This window comes from Bradyrhizobium manausense, assembly GCF_018131105.1.
In the GTDB taxonomy this organism is placed as follows: Bacteria; Pseudomonadota; Alphaproteobacteria; order Rhizobiales; family Xanthobacteraceae; genus Bradyrhizobium; species Bradyrhizobium manausense_B.
The window spans coordinates 884595-901236 of sequence record NZ_JAFCJI010000001.1 but is presented as its reverse complement, the minus strand read 5'-3'; the positions used below and the strand labels follow the sequence as shown (position 1 = coordinate 901236).

The following is a 16642-nucleotide window of genomic DNA, read 5'->3' as shown; positions in this document are numbered from 1 at the left end:
TCGACAGCCTGCGCAAAGTGGATTCAAATCGCTGTGATTCGAAAGCGACGTGGGGCTGCTTTCGAAATCAGTCGTAAGCAGGTTTTCAGGGGGCCGAAGGCATGGCGCGTGCAGACGCCGCGAACGCGTGCGTCCAATCCGATTCGATCAAGGGATTGGCGCAGTCGATCGCGAAACCTGCCTATCATCGGCTCCTGATCGCGGAGCCGGCGTTGCGCCGCGCCGTGCCGACGCTCATCATCGCCTTCCTCATCACCATCTGTCTCGGTGCATTCGTCCAGGTCGTCGATCAGACGCGCCAGAAGCGCCTGGTGATCCAGAACGACATCTCGATGCTTGCCGAACTGCTGGCCGAGCGCATCGACCGCGTCACCTCCGTGCGCGCCGAGCGGCTGAAGAACATCGAGAACCTGCCGACGCTGCTGCCCGACATGATCCCGTCCAAGGCGAGAGTCTCGGGCCGCCACGTCGTCGTCACCTCGGCCGGCGTCGACCGCCGTATCCTCGCCCGGATTCCGATCGACAGCGATCCCGCCGGCGGCGACCGCCTGCTCGATGCGATCACCACCGCGCAGTTGCTCGCCGCGCCGCCGCGCGACAATGACGTCGCCAACATGACGCTGCCGAACGGCAACGCCGCGATGGCGACCTCGCGGCCGATCAAGTCGTTGCCCGGCCTCGTCACCGTGATCCAGGAGCGCAACGAGCCGATCTGGGGTTCGGATGCGGCGCTGTCGGTGACCCTGTCGGCGACGACAGGCTTCGTCGTCCTGATCCTCGGCTTCGCCTTCCATTGGCAGTCGACCCGCGCCCGCGAAGGCGACCTCATCAACGACGCCGTGCGCGGCCGGATCGACACCGCCCTCAACCGCGGTCGCTGCGGCCTGTGGGACTGGGACCTGTCGCGCGGCAGGATCTTCTGGTCGCAATCGATGTTCTCGATGCTGGGCCTCGACGGTCGCAACGAGCTCCTCACCTTCGGTGAGGTCAACGCGCTGGTGAAGTCCGACGACATCGACCTGTTCGAGATCGCCGACCAGCTGATCTCCGAGAAGATCGACCATATCGACCAGACATTCCGCATGCAGCATGTCGACGGCCACTGGATCTGGCTGCGCGTCCGCTGCGAGCGGACCCGCGGCGCCAGCGATTCCGGCATGCACCTGATCGGCATCGCGGTCGACATCACCGAGCAGAAGAGCCTCGCCGAACGCAGCGTGGAAGCCGACCTTCGCCTGCGCGACGCGATCGAGACCATTCCGGAAGCCTTCGTGCTGTGGGACGCGAGCGACCGCCTGGTGCTCTGCAACTCGCACTTCCAACGCCTGCACAAGCTGCCCGACACCGCCGTGATCCCCGGCACCTCCTACGAGACCGTACTGGAAGTCGGCCGCATGCCGGAGGTCCGCACCCGCCACAACGAGACCGCGGCCCAAGGCCCCGGCGCCCGCACCTTCGAGGCCCAGCTCGACGACGGCAGCTGGCTGCACATCAGCGAGCGCCGCACCAAGGACGGCGGCTACGTCTCGGTCGGCACCGACATCACCCGGATCAAGGAGCACGAGCAGAAGCTGGTCGACAACGATCTGCGCCTGCGCGCCACCGTCATCGATCTCAAGCGTTCGCAGGCGGCGCTGGAGCGCCAGACCATCGAGCTCGCCGATCTCGCCGAGAAGTACCAGCGCGAGAAGACCCGCGCCGAGGAAGCCAACCAGACCAAGTCGAAATTCCTCGCCAATATGAGCCACGAGCTGCGCACGCCGCTGAACGCGATCATCGGCTTCTCCGAGATCATGGGCTCGGGCATGTTCGGCGAACTCGGCAGCGAGAAGTACCAGGAATACTGCCACGACATCCTGACCAGCGGCCATTACCTGCTCGAGGTCATCAACGACATCCTCGACATGTCGAAGATCGAGGCCGGCCGCATGAAGCTCGACATGGAAGAGCTCGATTTGTCGCGGACGCTCGCCGAATCCCTGCGCGTCGTCTCCGGCCGCGCCCAGGACAAGAACCTCACGCTGGATGCCGACATCGAGAAATCGATCTCCGTCGTCGCCGATCGCCGCGCCACCAAGCAGATCGTCGTCAATTTGCTGTCCAACGCCGTGAAGTTCACGCCCGACGGCGGCCGCATCGTGGTGCGCAGCCGGCAGCTCGAGGACAAGATCGTGCTGATGATCGCCGACACCGGCATCGGCATCGCGCCGCACTCGCTGGCGCGGCTCGGTCGCCCGTTCGAGCAGGTCGAGAGCCAGCTCACCAAGACCTATCACGGCTCCGGCCTGGGGCTTGCAATCGCCCGCTCGCTGGCACAACTGCACGGCGGCTCGATGAAGCTGCGCTCGAGGCTGGAAGTCGGCACCGTCGTCCGCGTGACGCTGCCGCGCGATGCCGTCAAGGCGGCGTCCGGAATTTCCGCCGCGGCTTAGAGCTTCGGTATCAGAACCGAAGCTCTAGATTCTTGTTTGACGCGTTTTCTTCACGCGAACCGGCATCCACGAAAACGCTGTGGCCCTACGATTGCAGCGTCGGCGCCACCTCGCGGGCGACATTGACCAGCGCCGCGATCAGCGGCGTCATCGGGTCGCGCTGCGGAATCACCAGACCGATGCTGTAATCGACCTCGGGGTCGGTGATCGGGATCGAGCGGACCTTGTCGGACGACAAGCCAAGCGTCTCAGCGAGCTTGGCCGGCATCACGCTCGCCCAGCGCCCGGTCTTGACGTGGGTGAACAGCACCAGAAGCGAGTTCGATGTCAGCGTCGGCGTGGCCTCCGCGCCGACCGAGCGCAACGCGCGGTCGATGATGCGGCGGTTCTGCATATCCGGCGTCAGCAGGCATAGCGGCACCTGCCCGACCTCTGTCCAGGTCACCGTCTCGCGATCACCGAACATCCCATCGGGCGCGGTGAGCAGGCGATAGCTCTCGTTGTAGAGCGGAATGGTGCGCACCTTGCCGATCGGCTCGTTCTCGATATAGGTCAGCCCCGCATCGACCTCGAGATTTTCGAGCAGCCCCAACACCTCCGACGAGGTCGTCGAGCGGATGCTGAAACGCACCTCGGGATGGCGCGCACGGAACGGCGTCGTCAGCGACGCGACCATGCCGAGCGCGGTCGGAATCGCCGCAATGCGAATCTCGCCGGAGAGCTGATGCTTCAATCCGTTGATCTCGTCGCGCATCGCGCGCGCATCGCCGACGATGCGCCGCGCCCAGTCCAGCGCCCGCTCGCCCTCGGGGGTGAATCCCTGGAACCGGGACCCGCGCTGGACCAGCATCACGCCGAGGATCTCCTCGAGCTGCTTGAGCCCGGTCGACATCGTCGGCTGGGTGACGCCGCAGGCCTCTGCCGCCCGTCCAAAATGCCGCTCCTTGGCCAACGCCAGCAGCAGTTCAAGCTTGTCGATCAACCGTTCGTCCCCTCGGTCACTGTCGTGGCATGCAAGCTATCACGCCGGACCGGCACCAACACGCAAAAACCGGCAACCGGTACAAGTTTCATCACCACTCCATATCGACCGATTGCGTTTCCAAATCGATCAGAATTCGCAATCGCAGCATGAGACAGCTTTATTGATCTTCGAACGATTCCAAATAGTTTGCGCGCAAGGGACGCTCAATTTGAGAATGAAGAATGACAGCGGTTTACGAACGTTGGGACGAGACGCGCGGCGCTGAAATCATCGCCGAAAACGCCGGGCAGGAAGGCGCGACGCTCGTCATTCTGCACGCGCTTCAGGAAACATTCGGCTACGTGCCGGAGGCGGCGATTCCCATGGTGGCGCAGGCGCTGAACCTGTCGCGTGCAGAAGTCCATGGCGTCTTCACCTTCTACCATGACTTCCGCCACAAGCCGGCAGGCCGCCACGTGCTGAAGCTGTGCCGTGCCGAGGCCTGTCAGGCCGCGGGCGGCGATGCGCTGGCGGCGCGCGCCGAGGCGAAGCTTGGTGTTTCGCTCGGCAACACGACTGCCGATGATCGCGTCACGCTGGAGCCGATCTACTGCCTCGGGCTGTGCGCGACCGCGCCATCCGCGATGCTCGATGGCCGCCTCATCGGCCGGCTCGACGAGAAGCGTATCGATGCGCTGGTCGCGGAGGCGCAGCGATGAACATGCGGATCTTCATTCCCCGTGATGCCGCCGCGGTTGCCGTCGGCGCCGATGACATTGCAGTCGCGTTCGAGCAAGCCGCAGGGAAGCGCGGCGTGCCGGTCGAGATCATCAGGACCGGCTCACGCGGGCTCTCCTGGCTGGAGCCGATGGTCGAGGTTGCAACGCCGAATGGTCGCGTCGCCTACGGCCCGGTCAGCGCAGAAGACGTCGCCTCGGTGTTCGAGTCCATGGCGAGCAGCGGACCACACGCGCTGCGGCTCGGGCTCGCAGACGAAATCCCCTGGCTGAAGCGTCAGACCCGCCTCACCTTCGCCCGTTGCGGCGTGATTGATCCGCGCTCGCTCGAGGACTATCGCGCCCATGGCGGCTACAAGGGCCTGGAGCGCGCGCTGTCGCTCGGCTCGGAGGCGATCCTCAACGAAGTGACGGCGTCGGGCCTGCGCGGCCGCGGCGGCGCCGGCTTCCCGACCGGCATCAAGTGGAAGACGGTTGCGCAAGCCAAGGCCGACCGCAAGTTCATCGTCTGCAACGCCGATGAAGGCGACAGCGGCACCTTCGCCGACCGCATGATCATGGAAGGCGATCCCTTCCTCGTCATCGAGGGCATGACCACCGCGGGCATCACCGTCGGCGCCACCAAGGGCTACATCTACATCCGCAGCGAATATCCGCATGCCGTCGAGGCGATGAACGCCGCCATCGTCGCGGCGCGGCGCGGCGGCTATCTCGGCGACAAGATCGGCGGCTCGACCTATGGCTTCGACATGGAGGTGCGCGTCGGTGCCGGCGCCTATGTCTGCGGCGAAGAGACCTCGCTGCTGGAGAGCCTCGAGGGCCGCCGTGGCCTGGTGCGCGCCAAGCCGCCGCTGCCGGCGCATCACGGCCTGTTCGGCAAGCCGACCGTCATCAACAACGTGCTGTCGTTCGCCGCCATCCCCTTCATCCTCGCCGAGGGCGCCAAGGCCTATGCGGATTTCGGCATGGGTCGCTCGCGCGGCACGATGCCGATCCAGCTCGCCGGCAACATCCGCCAGGGCGGACTGTTCGAAACGGCATTCGGCGTGACGCTGGGCGAGCTCGTCGACGACATCGGCGGCGGCACGCTCACCGGCCGCCCGGTTCGCGCGGTGCAGGTTGGCGGCCCGCTCGGCGCCTACTTCCCGCGCGCGCTGTTCGACACGCCGTTCGACTATGAGGCCTTCGCCGCACGCGACGGCCTGATCGGCCATGGCGGCATCGTCGTGTTCGACGACAGTGTCGACATGCGCAAGCAGGCGCGCTTCGCCATGGAGTTCTGCGCCGTCGAATCCTGCGGCAAGTGCACGCCCTGCCGCATCGGTTCGACCCGCGGCGTCGAAACCATCGAGAAGATCATCCGCGGCGAGCGCGTCAGCGAAAACCTCGCGCTGGTCGAAGACCTCTGCAACACCATGAAATTCGGCTCGCTCTGCGCGCTCGGCGGCTTCACGCCTTACCCCGTGCTCAGCGCATTGAAGCACTTCCGTGAGGATTTCGCCCCCGTGCCGACCACGCTTCAGGCCGCGGAATAGGAGAACGACAATGTCTCTGATCGAAGAAATCGACTTCGGCACGCCGCGCTCGAAATCGGGAACGATGGTCACGCTGACCATCGACGACAAGCAGGTCACGGTGCCCGAGGGCACGTCGATCATGCGTGCGGCGATGGAAGCCGGCCACCAGATCCCGAAGCTTTGCGCCACCGACATGGTCGATGCGTTCGGCTCCTGCCGGCTTTGCGTCGTCGAGATCGAGGGCCGCGCCGGCACGCCGGCCTCCTGCACCACGCCCGTCATGAACGGCCTCGTCGTCCACACTCAGAGCGAACGGCTGAAGCAGCTACGCAAGGGCGTGATGGAGCTCTATATCTCCGACCATCCGCTCGACTGCCTCACCTGCGGCGCCAACGGCGATTGCGAACTGCAGGACATGGCCGGCGCCGTGGGCCTGCGCGAAGTGCGCTATGGCTATGAGGGCGAGAACCATGTCTTCGCGAAATCCAACGGCGAGGTCAACGCCGCCTGGATGCCGAAGGACGAGTCCAATCCCTACTTCACCTACGATCCCTCCAAATGCATCGTCTGCTCGCGCTGTGTCCGCGCCTGCGAGGAAGTGCAAGGCACCTTTGCTTTGACGATTTCCGGCCGCGGCTTCGACAGCCGTGTTTCGCCGGGCATGAACGAGAGCTTCCTCGGCTCCGAATGCGTCTCCTGCGGCGCCTGCGTGCAGGCCTGCCCGACTGCGACGCTGACGGAAAAGTCGGTGATCGAGATCGGCCAGCCCGAGCACTCCGTCATCACCACCTGCGCCTATTGCGGCGTTGGCTGCGCCTTCAAGGCCGAAATGCGCGGCGAGGAAGTCGTCCGCATGGTGCCCTGGAAGGACGGCAAGGCCAATCGCGGCCACTCCTGCGTCAAGGGACGCTTTGCCTGGGGCTACACCACCCACAAGGAGCGCATTCTCAATCCAATGATCCGCGAACGGATCGAGGATCCCTGGCGCGAGGTGTCGTGGGATGAAGCGCTCTCGTTTGCCGCCGCCAGAATGCACGGCATTCAGAAGAAATACGGCCGCGACGCCATCGGCGGCATCACCTCCTCCCGCTGCACCAACGAGGAAACCTATCTGGTGCAGAAGCTGATCCGCGCCGGCTTCGGCAACAACAATGTCGATACCTGTGCCCGCGTGTGCCATTCGCCGACCGGCTACGGGCTTTCGGTCACGTTCGGCACCTCTGCGGGCACGCAGGATTTCGACTCGGTCGAAGATACCGACGTCGTCATGATCATCGGCGCCAATCCGGCGTCGGCTCACCCGGTGTTCGCCTCCCGTCTGAAGAAGCGGCTGCGCCAGGGTGCCAAGCTGATCGTGATCGATCCGCGCCGCACCGAGATGGTGGAATCGCCGCATGTGAAGGCGCTGCACCTGTCCCTGATGCCCGGCACCAACGTTGCCGTGCTCACGGCGCTCGCACACGTCATCGTCACCGAAGGACTCGTCAACGAAGTCTTCGTCCGCGAGCGTTGTGAATGGAACGAATTCGAGGACTGGGCCGCCTTCGTTGCGCAGCCAAACCACAGCCCCGAAGCGACCGCCATCATGACCGGGGTGGACCCGAAAGCGTTGCGCGAAGCTGCGCGCGTCTACGCGACCGGCGGCAATGCCGCGATCTATTACGGGCTCGGCGTCACCGAGCACAGCCAGGGCTCGACGACGGTGATCGCGATCGCCAATTTGGCGATGGCGACGGGCAATATCGGCCGCTCCGGTGTCGGTGTGAACCCGCTGCGCGGCCAGAACAACGTGCAGGGATCCTGCGACATGGGCTCGTTCCCGCACGAGCTGCCGGGCTATCGGCACATCGCGATCGACTCTGTTCGCCAGCAGTTCGAGGCCGCCTGGAACGTTAAGCTGAACCCGGAACCGGGATTGCGCATTCCGAACATGTTCGACTCCGCCATCGAAGGCACCTTCATGGGCCTCTATGTGCAGGGCGAGGACATCCTGCAGTCGGATCCCAACACCAAGCACGTGGTGTCGGCCTTGTCGGCGATGGAATGCGTCATCGTCCATGATCTCTTTCTGAACGAGACGGCCAACTACGCCCACGTGTTCCTGCCCGGCTCGACCTTCCTCGAAAAGGACGGAACATTCATCAACGCCGAGCGTCGTATCCAGCGTGTGCGCAAGGTGATGACGCCGCGCAACGGCTATGCGGACTGGGAGGTCACGCTCCTGCTCGCCAAGGCGATGGGCTTCGAGATGAAGTACAATCACCCGTCCGAGATCATGGACGAGATCGCGGCGCTGACGCCGACGTTCGCCGGCGTCTCCTACGAGAAGCTCGAACAGCTCGGCTCGGTACAGTGGCCATGCAACGAAAAGGCGCCCGAAGGCACGCCTGTGATGCATATCGACCACTTTGTGCGCGGCAAGGGCAAGTTCATCGTCACGGAATATGTGGCGACGGATGAACGAACCGGCCCCCGCTTCCCGCTGCTGCTCACCACGGGCCGCATTCTCAGCCAGTACAATGTCGGCGCGCAGACGAGGCGCACCGAGAACGTGGTCTGGCATGCCGAGGACCGGCTGGAGATCCATCCGCACGACGCCGAGCAACGCGGCGTGCGCGACGGCGACTGGGTGCGGCTGCAGAGCCGCGCCGGCGAGACCACGCTGCGTGCGGAGATCACCGACCGCGTCGCGCCCGGCGTCGTCTACACGACCTTCCATCACCCGGACACGCAGGCCAACGTGATCACCACGGATTATTCGGACTGGGCGACCAACTGTCCCGAATACAAGGTCACGGCGGTGCAGATCTCACCGTCGAACGGCCCGTCCGACTGGCAGAAGAGCTACGACGAGCAGGCGCGGCACTCCCGCCGCATCGCGCCGGCCGAGGCCGCGGAGTAACCGCATGCACGTGCCGGTCCAGGCGATCGATCGGGAAATCTGGCGCGATGACACCGCGTCCGAAGGGACGCGGCTGATCCCCGAGGAGACGCCGCTGGCGCTGACCTATAATGGCGGCACTTATGCCGTCATGATGGGGACGCCGCAGAACCTGGAAGATTTTGCGGTCGGCTTCAGCCTGGACGAAGGCATCATCAAATCCATCGACGATATCCAGTCGCTCGACGTGGTCCGTCTCGACGACGGCATCGAGCTGCGCATGTGGCTCGAGCAGGACAACGCCGCACGCATCAGTGAGCGCCGCCGCCACATCGCAGGTCCGACCGGCTGCGGCATTTGCGGCATCGACTCGATCGCGCAGGCCATACGCCCGGCCGCCATCGTGCCGCAGGGGCAGATCTTCACGCCGCAACAGATCATGACGGCGATGCAGGCGATCGCCCCCCTGCAATCGATCAACATGCAGACCCGCGCTGTTCACGCCGCAGCTTTCTGGTCGCCGTCGCAAGGCATCGTGGCCCTGCGCGAAGACGTCGGTCGGCACAACGCGCTCGACAAGCTCGCAGGTTCGCTGGCGCGCAGCCGCACGGCTGCGAGCGAAGGCATGGTGCTGCTGACGAGCCGGGTCTCGGTCGAGATGGTGCAGAAGACGGCCGCCATCGGTGCACCTGTCATGGTCGCGGTCTCCGCCCCCACCGCGCTTGCGGTCCGCACCGCCACGGCTGCCGGTATCACGCTGATTGCAATTGCCCGCTGCGACGGGTTTGAAGTGTTCACGCACCAGGGCCGCATCACGGCTCATCGTGCCCAGGAGATTGTCGATGTCGTCGCCTGCTGACCGCCTCGTCTACATGGCCAACCAGATCGGTACGTTCTTCCGCAGCCAGGGCCATGACAAGGCCGTGCCCGGGATCGCCGATCACATCAAGAAGTTCTGGGATCCCCGGATGAAGCGCGCGATCTTCGCGCATCTGGATGCCGGCGGCGCGGGCCTCGAACCGAACGTGCTCGAAGCCCTGACTTCGCTCAAGCAGACGGCTCCCCTTCCAGAAGCGCGGTGAACACGCGCCGCACCTCGGCCTGCGTTTCCCGCACCCGCGCCTCCAGCGACGAGAAATCGGGCGCGTCGCCGGCGCGCGCCATCACGCGCTGAAGGTCGGTGCCTGCCGTTTCCGCCTTGAAGCCGTCGCTGACGCAGAGCCGCAGGATCTGCGTCAGGTCGTGATAGAGCCGTGCTGCGGCGCGCAGGATCTCCACTTCGGATTGCGGCAGCACGCCGAGTCTTGCGGCATTCTCCAGCACCTGCACCGTGCCGACGTCGAGAATGTCAGGCTTGTCATGGGCATGAACGAGCTGGAGATATTGCGCGATGAAATCGATGTCGACCATGCCGCCGGAGGCGTACTTCAGATCCCAATAGTCGGTCTCGCCCTTCTCCTGCGCGATCGCGCGGCGCATGTCGGCGACGTCGTTGGCCGTAATCGCTGGGTCGCGACGGCGGGTCAGGACTTCGCGGATGATGTGCTCGATCCGCGCGGCGAATTCGGGCGATGCCGACACCACGCGCGCGCGCGTCAACGCCATGTGCTCCCAGGTCCAGGCTTCGTTGGCCTGGTAGTCCGCAAATGAAACGAGGCTCGATGCCACGGGACCCGCGCGCCCCGAGGGCCGCAGCCGCATGTCGATCTCGTAGAGCACACCGTAATTGGTGCGGGTCGTGAAGGCGCTGATCAGGCGCTGGGTCAGGCGAGCGAAATAATGCGCGCCCTGGAGTGACCTCTCTCCGTCGGAGTCCGGGTTCTCGCTGTCGAAGTCATAGAGCAGGATCAGGTCGAGATCCGACGACGCCGTCATCTCACGGCTGCCGAGCCGGCCCATCGCGATGATCGCGGTCTCCTGCCCCTTGATCCGGCCGTGCTGGGCGGCGAAGCGATCGGCGACGAGGCCATGCACGGTGTGAACGATGCCCTCGGCGACGTCGGCGAAGGCCGTGCTCGCCTGCTGCGCCGAGACGGTGCCGGAGAGGATGCGCGTGCCGATCAGGAACAGGCTCTCCTGCCCGAACAGCCGCAAACGATCCAGAAACTCCTCGTAGGAGCCAGCATCGTGCACCGTGGTCGCAAGCCGCGCCGACAATTCCCGCTTGTCCGGCATCGCACCGAAGAAGCGCGGATCGATCAGACCGTCCATCAATTGCGGCTGCCGCGCCAGCATCTCACCAAGCCGAGGCGCGGCGCCCAGCACGAGCGCCACCAGCGCGACGAGATCGCGGTTCTGGCCGAGCAGCGTGATCAGCCGGCCGCCGCGCTGGAGCGCCCGGAGAAAGTCGTCGAACGCCACCACGGCGCGGTCCGGCTCCTCGGCATGCGCAAGACCGTCGATCAGAACCGGCACGAACTCGACGAAGGCGTTTCGCGTCTGCTCGTTGCGGAACACGCGGTAGTCGCCGGTGATCCAGTCGCGGATTGTCTGCGCAAGGGCGGCCGGCTTCTTGAAGCCGAGCGTGCTCAAATATTGCAGCAGGCGCGGATCATCGGGACCCGCGCTGTAATCGAGTGCCGGCAGGCTTGCCGTGCCGGTCGGGTCATCGCCCTCGAACAGCTTTTCGTAGTGCCCCTGGACGATCTCGAGCTGTCGCAGCAGGTCGCGCGCAAACGTCTCGCGGCGGTCATAGCCGAAGAACCAGGCGAAGCGTTCGACCGCATCCTTGTCCTCCGGCAGCGCATGGGTCTGCTCGTCGGCGATCATCTGAAGGCGATGCTCGACCCGGCGCAGGAACTCATATGCTGTGGTCAGTTCGTCGCGCGCGGCAGAGGTGATCCAGTTGCTGGACGCAAGAATGTTGAGCGCTGCACGCGTCGGTCGCACCCGCAATTCCGGATGGCGACCGCCCGCGATCAGTTGCTGGGTCTGGGCAAAGAACTCGATCTCGCGGATGCCGCCGCGGCCGACCTTGACGTTGTGGCCCTCGACCGAGATTTCGCTCTGGCCGCGATAGGTCTGCATCTGCCGCTTCATGTCGTGCACGTCGGCAAGCGCGGCAAAGTCGAGGTGCTTGCGCCAGACGAACGGCGCGATTTCGGCGAGCAGCGCGTCACCCGCTTTGGGATCGCCGGCGCAGGCGCGCGCCTTGATCATCGCCGCACGCTCCCAGGTACGCCCTTCCCGCTCGTAATAGTTCAGCGCGGCGTCGCGCGAGATTGCGACCTGCGTCGAGGACGGATCAGGACGGAGCCTCAGATCGACGCGGAACACATAGCCGTCATAGGTGCGCTGCTGGAGGATGCGTGCCATGCCTTGCGTCACGCGGACGAAGAATGGCTGCGGCTCGATGTCGGGCGCGACCGTCGTGGCATCAGGGTCGAAGAACACGATGAGATCGATGTCGCTGGAATAGTTCAGCTCGCCCGCGCCCATCTTGCCCATGGCAAGCACGATCAGGCCGCATCCGATTTCCGGCGCCTCGGGATCGGGTGGCATGAGCTTGCCGCGTGCGGCTTCCTGCCGCAGCAGGTACTGGAGCGCCGCCTGCACCGAGGACACCGCGAGGTCGGTCAACGCGGCCGTCACCCGCATCACCGGCCAGACCCCGCCGATGTCGCACAGCGCGATCAGCAGCGCCGCCTCCGCCTTCATGCGGCGAAGCAGCCGCATCACCTCAGCCTCGTCGGGTGCGGCCAGCACAGCGGCCCTCGCTCCTGCGATCAGCCCAGCGAGATGCGCATCCGGCTCGCATTCCAACAAACGGATCAGGCGCGGCGGATCGGCGCGCACCAGATCGAACAAATAAGGCGAGAATTCCGCGATTCCCCCGAGAATGTTCCGGGCAAAGGGATGGACCAGCAGCGCTTCCAGACGAGCCGATTGCGCCGGCTCGAGCTCGGCCAGCCAGGTGTCGAAACGTCGTTCGTCTGATGTGGAAGCGGCAATATGGGGAGCCTCCACGAAGCGCGCGGCCAGGCTCTCACCATGCTTGTCCGCGTTTCCCGGCGCGGAGTGGTTCATGCCACCTTCTGTGGCACATCCGGTATTGGCGGGGCAACCCTGTCGCCGGCCCCGATACGCGCCGGCAACAGCAGCGTGGCGACGAGACCGGGCTGGGCATCACCCAGCCGCAATTCGCCGCCGTGCAACGTCGCGACGGCGGAGGCGAGGCTGAGACCAAGGCCGGAGCCCGGCATGGTGCGGCTCGCCTCGAGCCGGACGAACCGCTCGACGACGTGCTTGCGGTCGGCCTCGGGGATCCCCGGGCCGCGGTCGGTGACGCTGAGCAGCACCTGATCGCCCTCGCGCTTCGCCTCGATCGTGATCTGACGCGCGTCCATGCTGACCACGGTTCCCGCTGACTGCGCCGGCTTGCCGTATTTGATCGCGTTCTCGACGAGATTGGCGAGCGCCTGGCTGATCAGTTCGCGGTTGCCATGAAGGGGCGCGGCCTGGGTCTTGACCTTCAAGGTCATGCCGTCGTCTTCGGCCAGCGGCTCGTAGAGCTCGTGAATGCCGCCCGCGACATCGGCGGCGTCGAAATCATCCATGTTGCCGCGCGCCTGGCCAGATTCCGCGCGCGCGATCATCAGCAGCGCGTTGAAGGTGCGGATCAGCCCGTCGGATTCCTCAATGGTCCGTTCCAGCGCCGCGCGATAGTCGGTCTCGCAACCCGATTTCGCCAGCGCCTCCTCGGCGCGGTTGCGCAAACGCGTCAGCGGCGTCTTGAGGTCGTGGGCGATGTTGTCGGAAACCTCCTTCAGCCCCGACATCAGCGCCTCGATCCGCTCCAGCATGGCGTTGAGATTCTCGGCGAGGCGATCGAGCTCGTCGCCGCTGCGCCCGACCGGCAGGCGCTCGCTGAGATCGCCGGTCATGATGCGATGCGCGGTGCCGGACATCGCATCGATGCGCGTCAGCACCCTCCGCGCGACGAAGACGCCGCCGCCGAGGCCGAGCACGACGACGATCAGGATCGACCATTGCGCCGCCTTGGCGACGATGCTGAACAGGCGCCGCCGCTCGGCAAGGTCGCGGCCGATCAGGAGACGAAAACCGTTCTCGAGTTCGGTGACGCGCACCAGCGCGCGATGGTCGCGGTCGTCCGTGTCCTCGATGCGCCGGTAGGCGGTCTCCGACCAGCCGCGCGTCGCCATCACGCCCGGCGCGAGCGAGCCGACATTGCCGGCAACCGCCTGCCCGGTCGGCGTGGTCACGAGGTAGAGATTTGCACCCGGCCGCAGCGCCCGATACTCGATCGAGCGCACCAGGCCGAACAGGCCGCGGCGGCCGTAGATCTCGTTGATCTCCGAGGTCTCGGCGTTGACCGTCTGGGTGATCTCCTCGGTGATCAGCCGCCGCGTGTTCCAGGCGAAATAGCCGAGCAGCGAAGCCGCGAACATCGCGAACAACAGCAAATAGACCAGCGTCAGCCGGAACGCCGTGGTGCGAACGAGTTTACCGAATGCCGTCACGGATCATGTACCCGGCGCCGCGGATCGTGTGCAGCAGCGGCCGCTCGAAGCCCTTGTCGATCTTGGAGCGCAGCCGCGAGATGTGCACGTCGATCACGTTGGTCTGCGGATCGAAATGATAGTCCCAGACGTTCTCCAGCAGCATGGTGCGCGTCACCACCTGGCCGGCATGCTTCATCAGATATTCGAGCAGGCGGAATTCGCGCGGCTGCAGCGTCAGCTCGTCCTTGCCGCGCGCGACGCGATGGGAGAGCCGGTCGAGTTCGAGATCGCCGACACGGTAGAGCGTGTCCTCGGCCGGACCGCCGCGGCGGCGCGACAGCACTTCGACACGGGCCAGCAATTCGGCAAATGAATAGGGTTTCGGCAGATAATCGTCGCCGCCGGCGCGCAGGCCCTTGATGCGGTCATCGACCTGTCCGAGTGCCGAGAGAATCAAAACCGGCGCCGTCTCGCCCTTGTCGCGCAGCGCGCCGATCAGCGACAGCCCGTCGCGCTTGGGCAACATACGGTCGACCACCAGCACATCGTAATCGCCGCTTTCGGCCATGGCGAGGCCTTCCTCGCCGTCACCGGCGTGATCGGCGATGTGTCCGACCTCGCGAAACGCCTTCACGAGATAGTCGGCGGATTCGCGGTCGTCTTCGATGATGAGGAGGCGCATCGTGCGTTCGGCGGCGGTCAAGGAGGTCAACCTTCTCTAAACATGGCGCGAGCGGCAATTGCATGCAAGCCAAGCGAACGAGACTGAGCTAGGCAAAAAGGCGGGCGGTGAAGCTGGGGGGACCTCACCGCCCTAGGCCTTCCGACGGAGGGGGGCGTATTTCCACCGGAAGGTAGGTATGGGGAGCGAGCGTTGCTCTGCTCCCCGGAAGAGTGCCGGCGGCGGGGGCGACTGATGCCGGCGACACCCTTCATCTTGAAGCCTCCTGAGGGCTCAGTCCTCGTCAGCCCTTGGCGATGGGCACTGCGACGAAGCGCGACTGGCCGCCGCTCTTCACGCGCATCAGGACGCTGTTCTTGTTGTCGGACTTCGCCGCGTTGATGGCTTCGCGGACCTCGCCGGCGGTGCTCACGCTCTTGCCGCCGACTTCGAGAATCACGTCGCCTTCCTTGAACCCGCGTTCGGCGGCAGCGCTCTTCGGATCGACTTCGGTGACCACGACGCCGTCCTTGCCGGCGCCGGCCACGGAGTTGGCGGGCGCGACGGTCATGCCGAGCTTCGGCACATCGGTGCCCTTGCTTGCGCCCTTGCCGCTGTCGTTATCGGTGTCGGCCTTCGCCTCGACCGTGTTCGGCAGCTGGCCGAGGGTGAGGTTCACGACCTTGTCCTGACCCTTGTGCAGCACGTTGAGCTTCACGGACGCGCCGGGCGGCATGCCGCCGATGGTGCGGGCGAGTTCGCGCGCATCCTTGACGGATTCGCCGTTGACCGACGTGATCACGTCGCCGGATTCGATGCCCGCCTTCGCGGCCGGACCATCCTTCTGCGGCTCCGCCACCAGCGCGCCTTCAGCCTTCTTCATGCCGAGGCTGTCGGCGATGTCGGAGGTGACGGGCTGGATTTGCACGCCGATCCAGCCGCGGCTGACCGAGCCCTTGTCCTTGAGCTGGGCGACCACGCTCTTGACGGTGTTGGCGGGAATCGAGAACGCAATACCGACGCTGCCGCCGGAGGGCGAGTAGATCGCGGTGTTGACGCCCATCACCTCGCCGTTGGTGTCGAAGGCCGGACCGCCCGAATTGCCCTTGTTCACGGGCGCGTCGATCTGGATGAAATCGTCATAGGGGCCGTTGCCGATGTCGCGGCCGCTGGCCGAGACGATGCCCGCGGTGACGGTGCCGCCGAGGCCGAAGGGATTGCCGACCGCGAGCACCCAGTCGCCGATCCGAGGCTTGCTGTCCGCGAGCTTGGCGAACGGGAAGTTCGAGCCGCCCTCGACCTTGATCAAAGCGAGGTCAGTGCGCTGATCGGTGCCGATCACCTTGGCGCTGTAGGTCTTGCCCTCGTCGGTGGTGACCTCGACCTTGTCGGCGCCGTCGACCACATGGTTGTTGGTCACCGCGAAGCCATCGGCGGAGATGAAGAAGCCGGAGCCCTGGCCCTGCACGACGCGGCCACGACCACCGCCCTTCAGGCCGGGAATTCCGTCCGGACCGCCAAAGCGGCGGAAGAAGCGCTCCATCGGCGAGCCCGGCTGGAACGGCGACGAATCATCGCCGTCATCGTTGCTCGCGGTCTTCTGCTTGATGTTGACCTTGACCGAGATCACCGAGGGCTTCACGCGCTCGACGATGTCTGCGAAACCGATCGGACGTTCGACCTTCTTGACCTCATTGTTGACCTGCGCATGCGCCGGGGTGGAGAACAAATCGGCGGGCGACGTCGACGGGCTGAAGCCGTGGACGGCAATGCCGAGACCGGCGACGACCGAGGCCATCAGCGCGACCCTGCGGGCGGAAAACACCGAACGGCGGGGTTGCCGGTAGGACGGGAGGTTCGTGAGATCGGGGCGGTCGGTCATGCAGAGGTCTCCAGGGCCTTGAAATCCATTGGCGCCAATGGTGGCACCTTACGCACCTGAAGATGGGGACTGCCGCCTTACCGCGCGCTGGCTGCGGAGTTAAACT

The 16642-nt window shown here is 65.4% G+C and carries 11 protein-coding genes; 6 read left to right on the top strand and 5 right to left on the bottom strand.

The genetic code is table 11. The features are described from left to right. The first annotated feature begins 101 nt into the window (after positions 1–101). Positions 102–2432 carry a PAS domain-containing sensor histidine kinase gene (locus tag JQ631_RS04185; protein ID WP_212324260.1) on the top strand — a complete coding sequence of 777 codons (2331 nt, stop codon included), beginning with the start codon at positions 102–104 and terminating at the stop codon, positions 2430–2432. Positions 2433–2517: 85 nt separating this feature from the next. Here the strand turns inward: JQ631_RS04185 and JQ631_RS04180 are convergent, their stop codons facing one another. Beyond that, positions 2518–3414, bottom strand: a complete 897-nt coding sequence (locus JQ631_RS04180; RefSeq protein ID WP_212324258.1) for a LysR family transcriptional regulator — start codon at positions 3412–3414, stop codon at positions 2518–2520. A gap of 224 nt (positions 3415–3638) precedes the next feature. Here JQ631_RS04180 and JQ631_RS04175 point away from each other — a divergent pair, with 224 nt between their 5' ends. From JQ631_RS04175 to JQ631_RS04155, 5 genes are read left to right on the top strand one after another with little or no spacing between them, the layout of a single operon-like run. Further along, complete coding sequence (locus JQ631_RS04175) at positions 3639–4115, top strand: formate dehydrogenase subunit gamma (RefSeq protein ID WP_212324256.1); 477 nt, start codon at positions 3639–3641, stop codon at positions 4113–4115. Beyond that, positions 4112–5668 (top strand): formate dehydrogenase beta subunit, encoded by a 1557-nt coding sequence (locus JQ631_RS04170; RefSeq protein ID WP_212324254.1) that lies wholly within the window; start codon positions 4112–4114, stop codon positions 5666–5668. Before JQ631_RS04175 ends, JQ631_RS04170 begins: the two co-directional genes overlap by 4 nt. Before the next feature lie 10 nt (positions 5669–5678). Then, positions 5679–8552 carry a formate dehydrogenase subunit alpha gene (gene fdhF / locus JQ631_RS04165; RefSeq protein WP_212324252.1) on the top strand — a complete coding sequence of 958 codons (2874 nt, stop codon included), beginning with the start codon at positions 5679–5681 and terminating at the stop codon, positions 8550–8552. Between the two features lie 4 nt (positions 8553–8556). Continuing rightward, on the top strand, positions 8557–9390 hold the full coding sequence (gene fdhD, locus JQ631_RS04160; RefSeq protein WP_212324250.1) for a formate dehydrogenase accessory sulfurtransferase FdhD: 834 nt from the start codon (positions 8557–8559) through the stop codon (positions 9388–9390). Further along, a complete protein-coding gene (locus JQ631_RS04155) occupies positions 9374–9613 on the top strand; it encodes a formate dehydrogenase subunit delta (protein ID WP_212324248.1) in 240 nt (79 codons plus the stop codon). Before fdhD ends, JQ631_RS04155 begins: the two co-directional genes overlap by 17 nt. Here the strand turns inward: JQ631_RS04155 and JQ631_RS04150 are convergent. The 4 genes from JQ631_RS04150 to JQ631_RS04135 form a co-directional block, all read right to left on the bottom strand. Continuing rightward, positions 9579–12557 (bottom strand): bifunctional [glutamine synthetase] adenylyltransferase/[glutamine synthetase]-adenylyl-L-tyrosine phosphorylase, encoded by a 2979-nt coding sequence (locus JQ631_RS04150; protein WP_212324246.1) that lies wholly within the window; start codon positions 12555–12557, stop codon positions 9579–9581. The genes JQ631_RS04155 and JQ631_RS04150 overlap by 35 nt on opposite strands. Continuing rightward, positions 12554–14011, bottom strand: coding sequence for a sensor histidine kinase (locus JQ631_RS04145; protein ID WP_212324243.1), 1458 nt, complete (start codon positions 14009–14011; stop codon positions 12554–12556). The genes JQ631_RS04150 and JQ631_RS04145 overlap by 4 nt, the downstream gene beginning before the upstream one ends. Further along, the gene (locus JQ631_RS04140) at positions 13995–14675 is read right to left on the bottom strand and encodes a response regulator transcription factor (protein ID WP_212324242.1); all 681 of its coding nucleotides are present in this window, start codon (positions 14673–14675) and stop codon (positions 13995–13997) included. Before JQ631_RS04140 ends, JQ631_RS04145 begins: the two co-directional genes overlap by 17 nt. 283 nt (positions 14676–14958) lie before the next feature. After that, positions 14959–16536 (bottom strand): Do family serine endopeptidase, encoded by a 1578-nt coding sequence (locus tag JQ631_RS04135; protein ID WP_212324241.1) that lies wholly within the window; start codon positions 16534–16536, stop codon positions 14959–14961. Between the last annotated feature and the right edge of the window lie 106 nt (positions 16537–16642).

Bases quoted from the DNA above. Each gene is read 5' to 3' on its own strand.
- JQ631_RS04185 (WP_212324260.1), top strand. From the start codon at position 102: ATGGCGCGTGCAGACGCCGCGAACGCGTGCGTCCAATCCGATTCGATC.
- JQ631_RS04175 (WP_212324256.1), top strand. From the start codon at position 3,639: ATGACAGCGGTTTACGAACGTTGGGACGAGACGCGCGGCGCTGAAATC.
- JQ631_RS04170 (WP_212324254.1), top strand. From the start codon at position 4,112: ATGAACATGCGGATCTTCATTCCCCGTGATGCCGCCGCGGTTGCCGTC.
- fdhF (WP_212324252.1), top strand. From the start codon at position 5,679: ATGTCTCTGATCGAAGAAATCGACTTCGGCACGCCGCGCTCGAAATCG.
- fdhD (WP_212324250.1), top strand. From the start codon at position 8,557: ATGCACGTGCCGGTCCAGGCGATCGATCGGGAAATCTGGCGCGATGAC.
- JQ631_RS04155 (WP_212324248.1), top strand. From the start codon at position 9,374: ATGTCGTCGCCTGCTGACCGCCTCGTCTACATGGCCAACCAGATCGGT.
- JQ631_RS04150 (WP_212324246.1), bottom strand. From the start codon at position 12,557: ATGAACCACTCCGCGCCGGGAAACGCGGACAAGCATGGTGAGAGCCTG.
- JQ631_RS04140 (WP_212324242.1), bottom strand. From the start codon at position 14,675: ATGCGCCTCCTCATCATCGAAGACGACCGCGAATCCGCCGACTATCTC.
- JQ631_RS04135 (WP_212324241.1), bottom strand. From the start codon at position 16,536: ATGACCGACCGCCCCGATCTCACGAACCTCCCGTCCTACCGGCAACCC.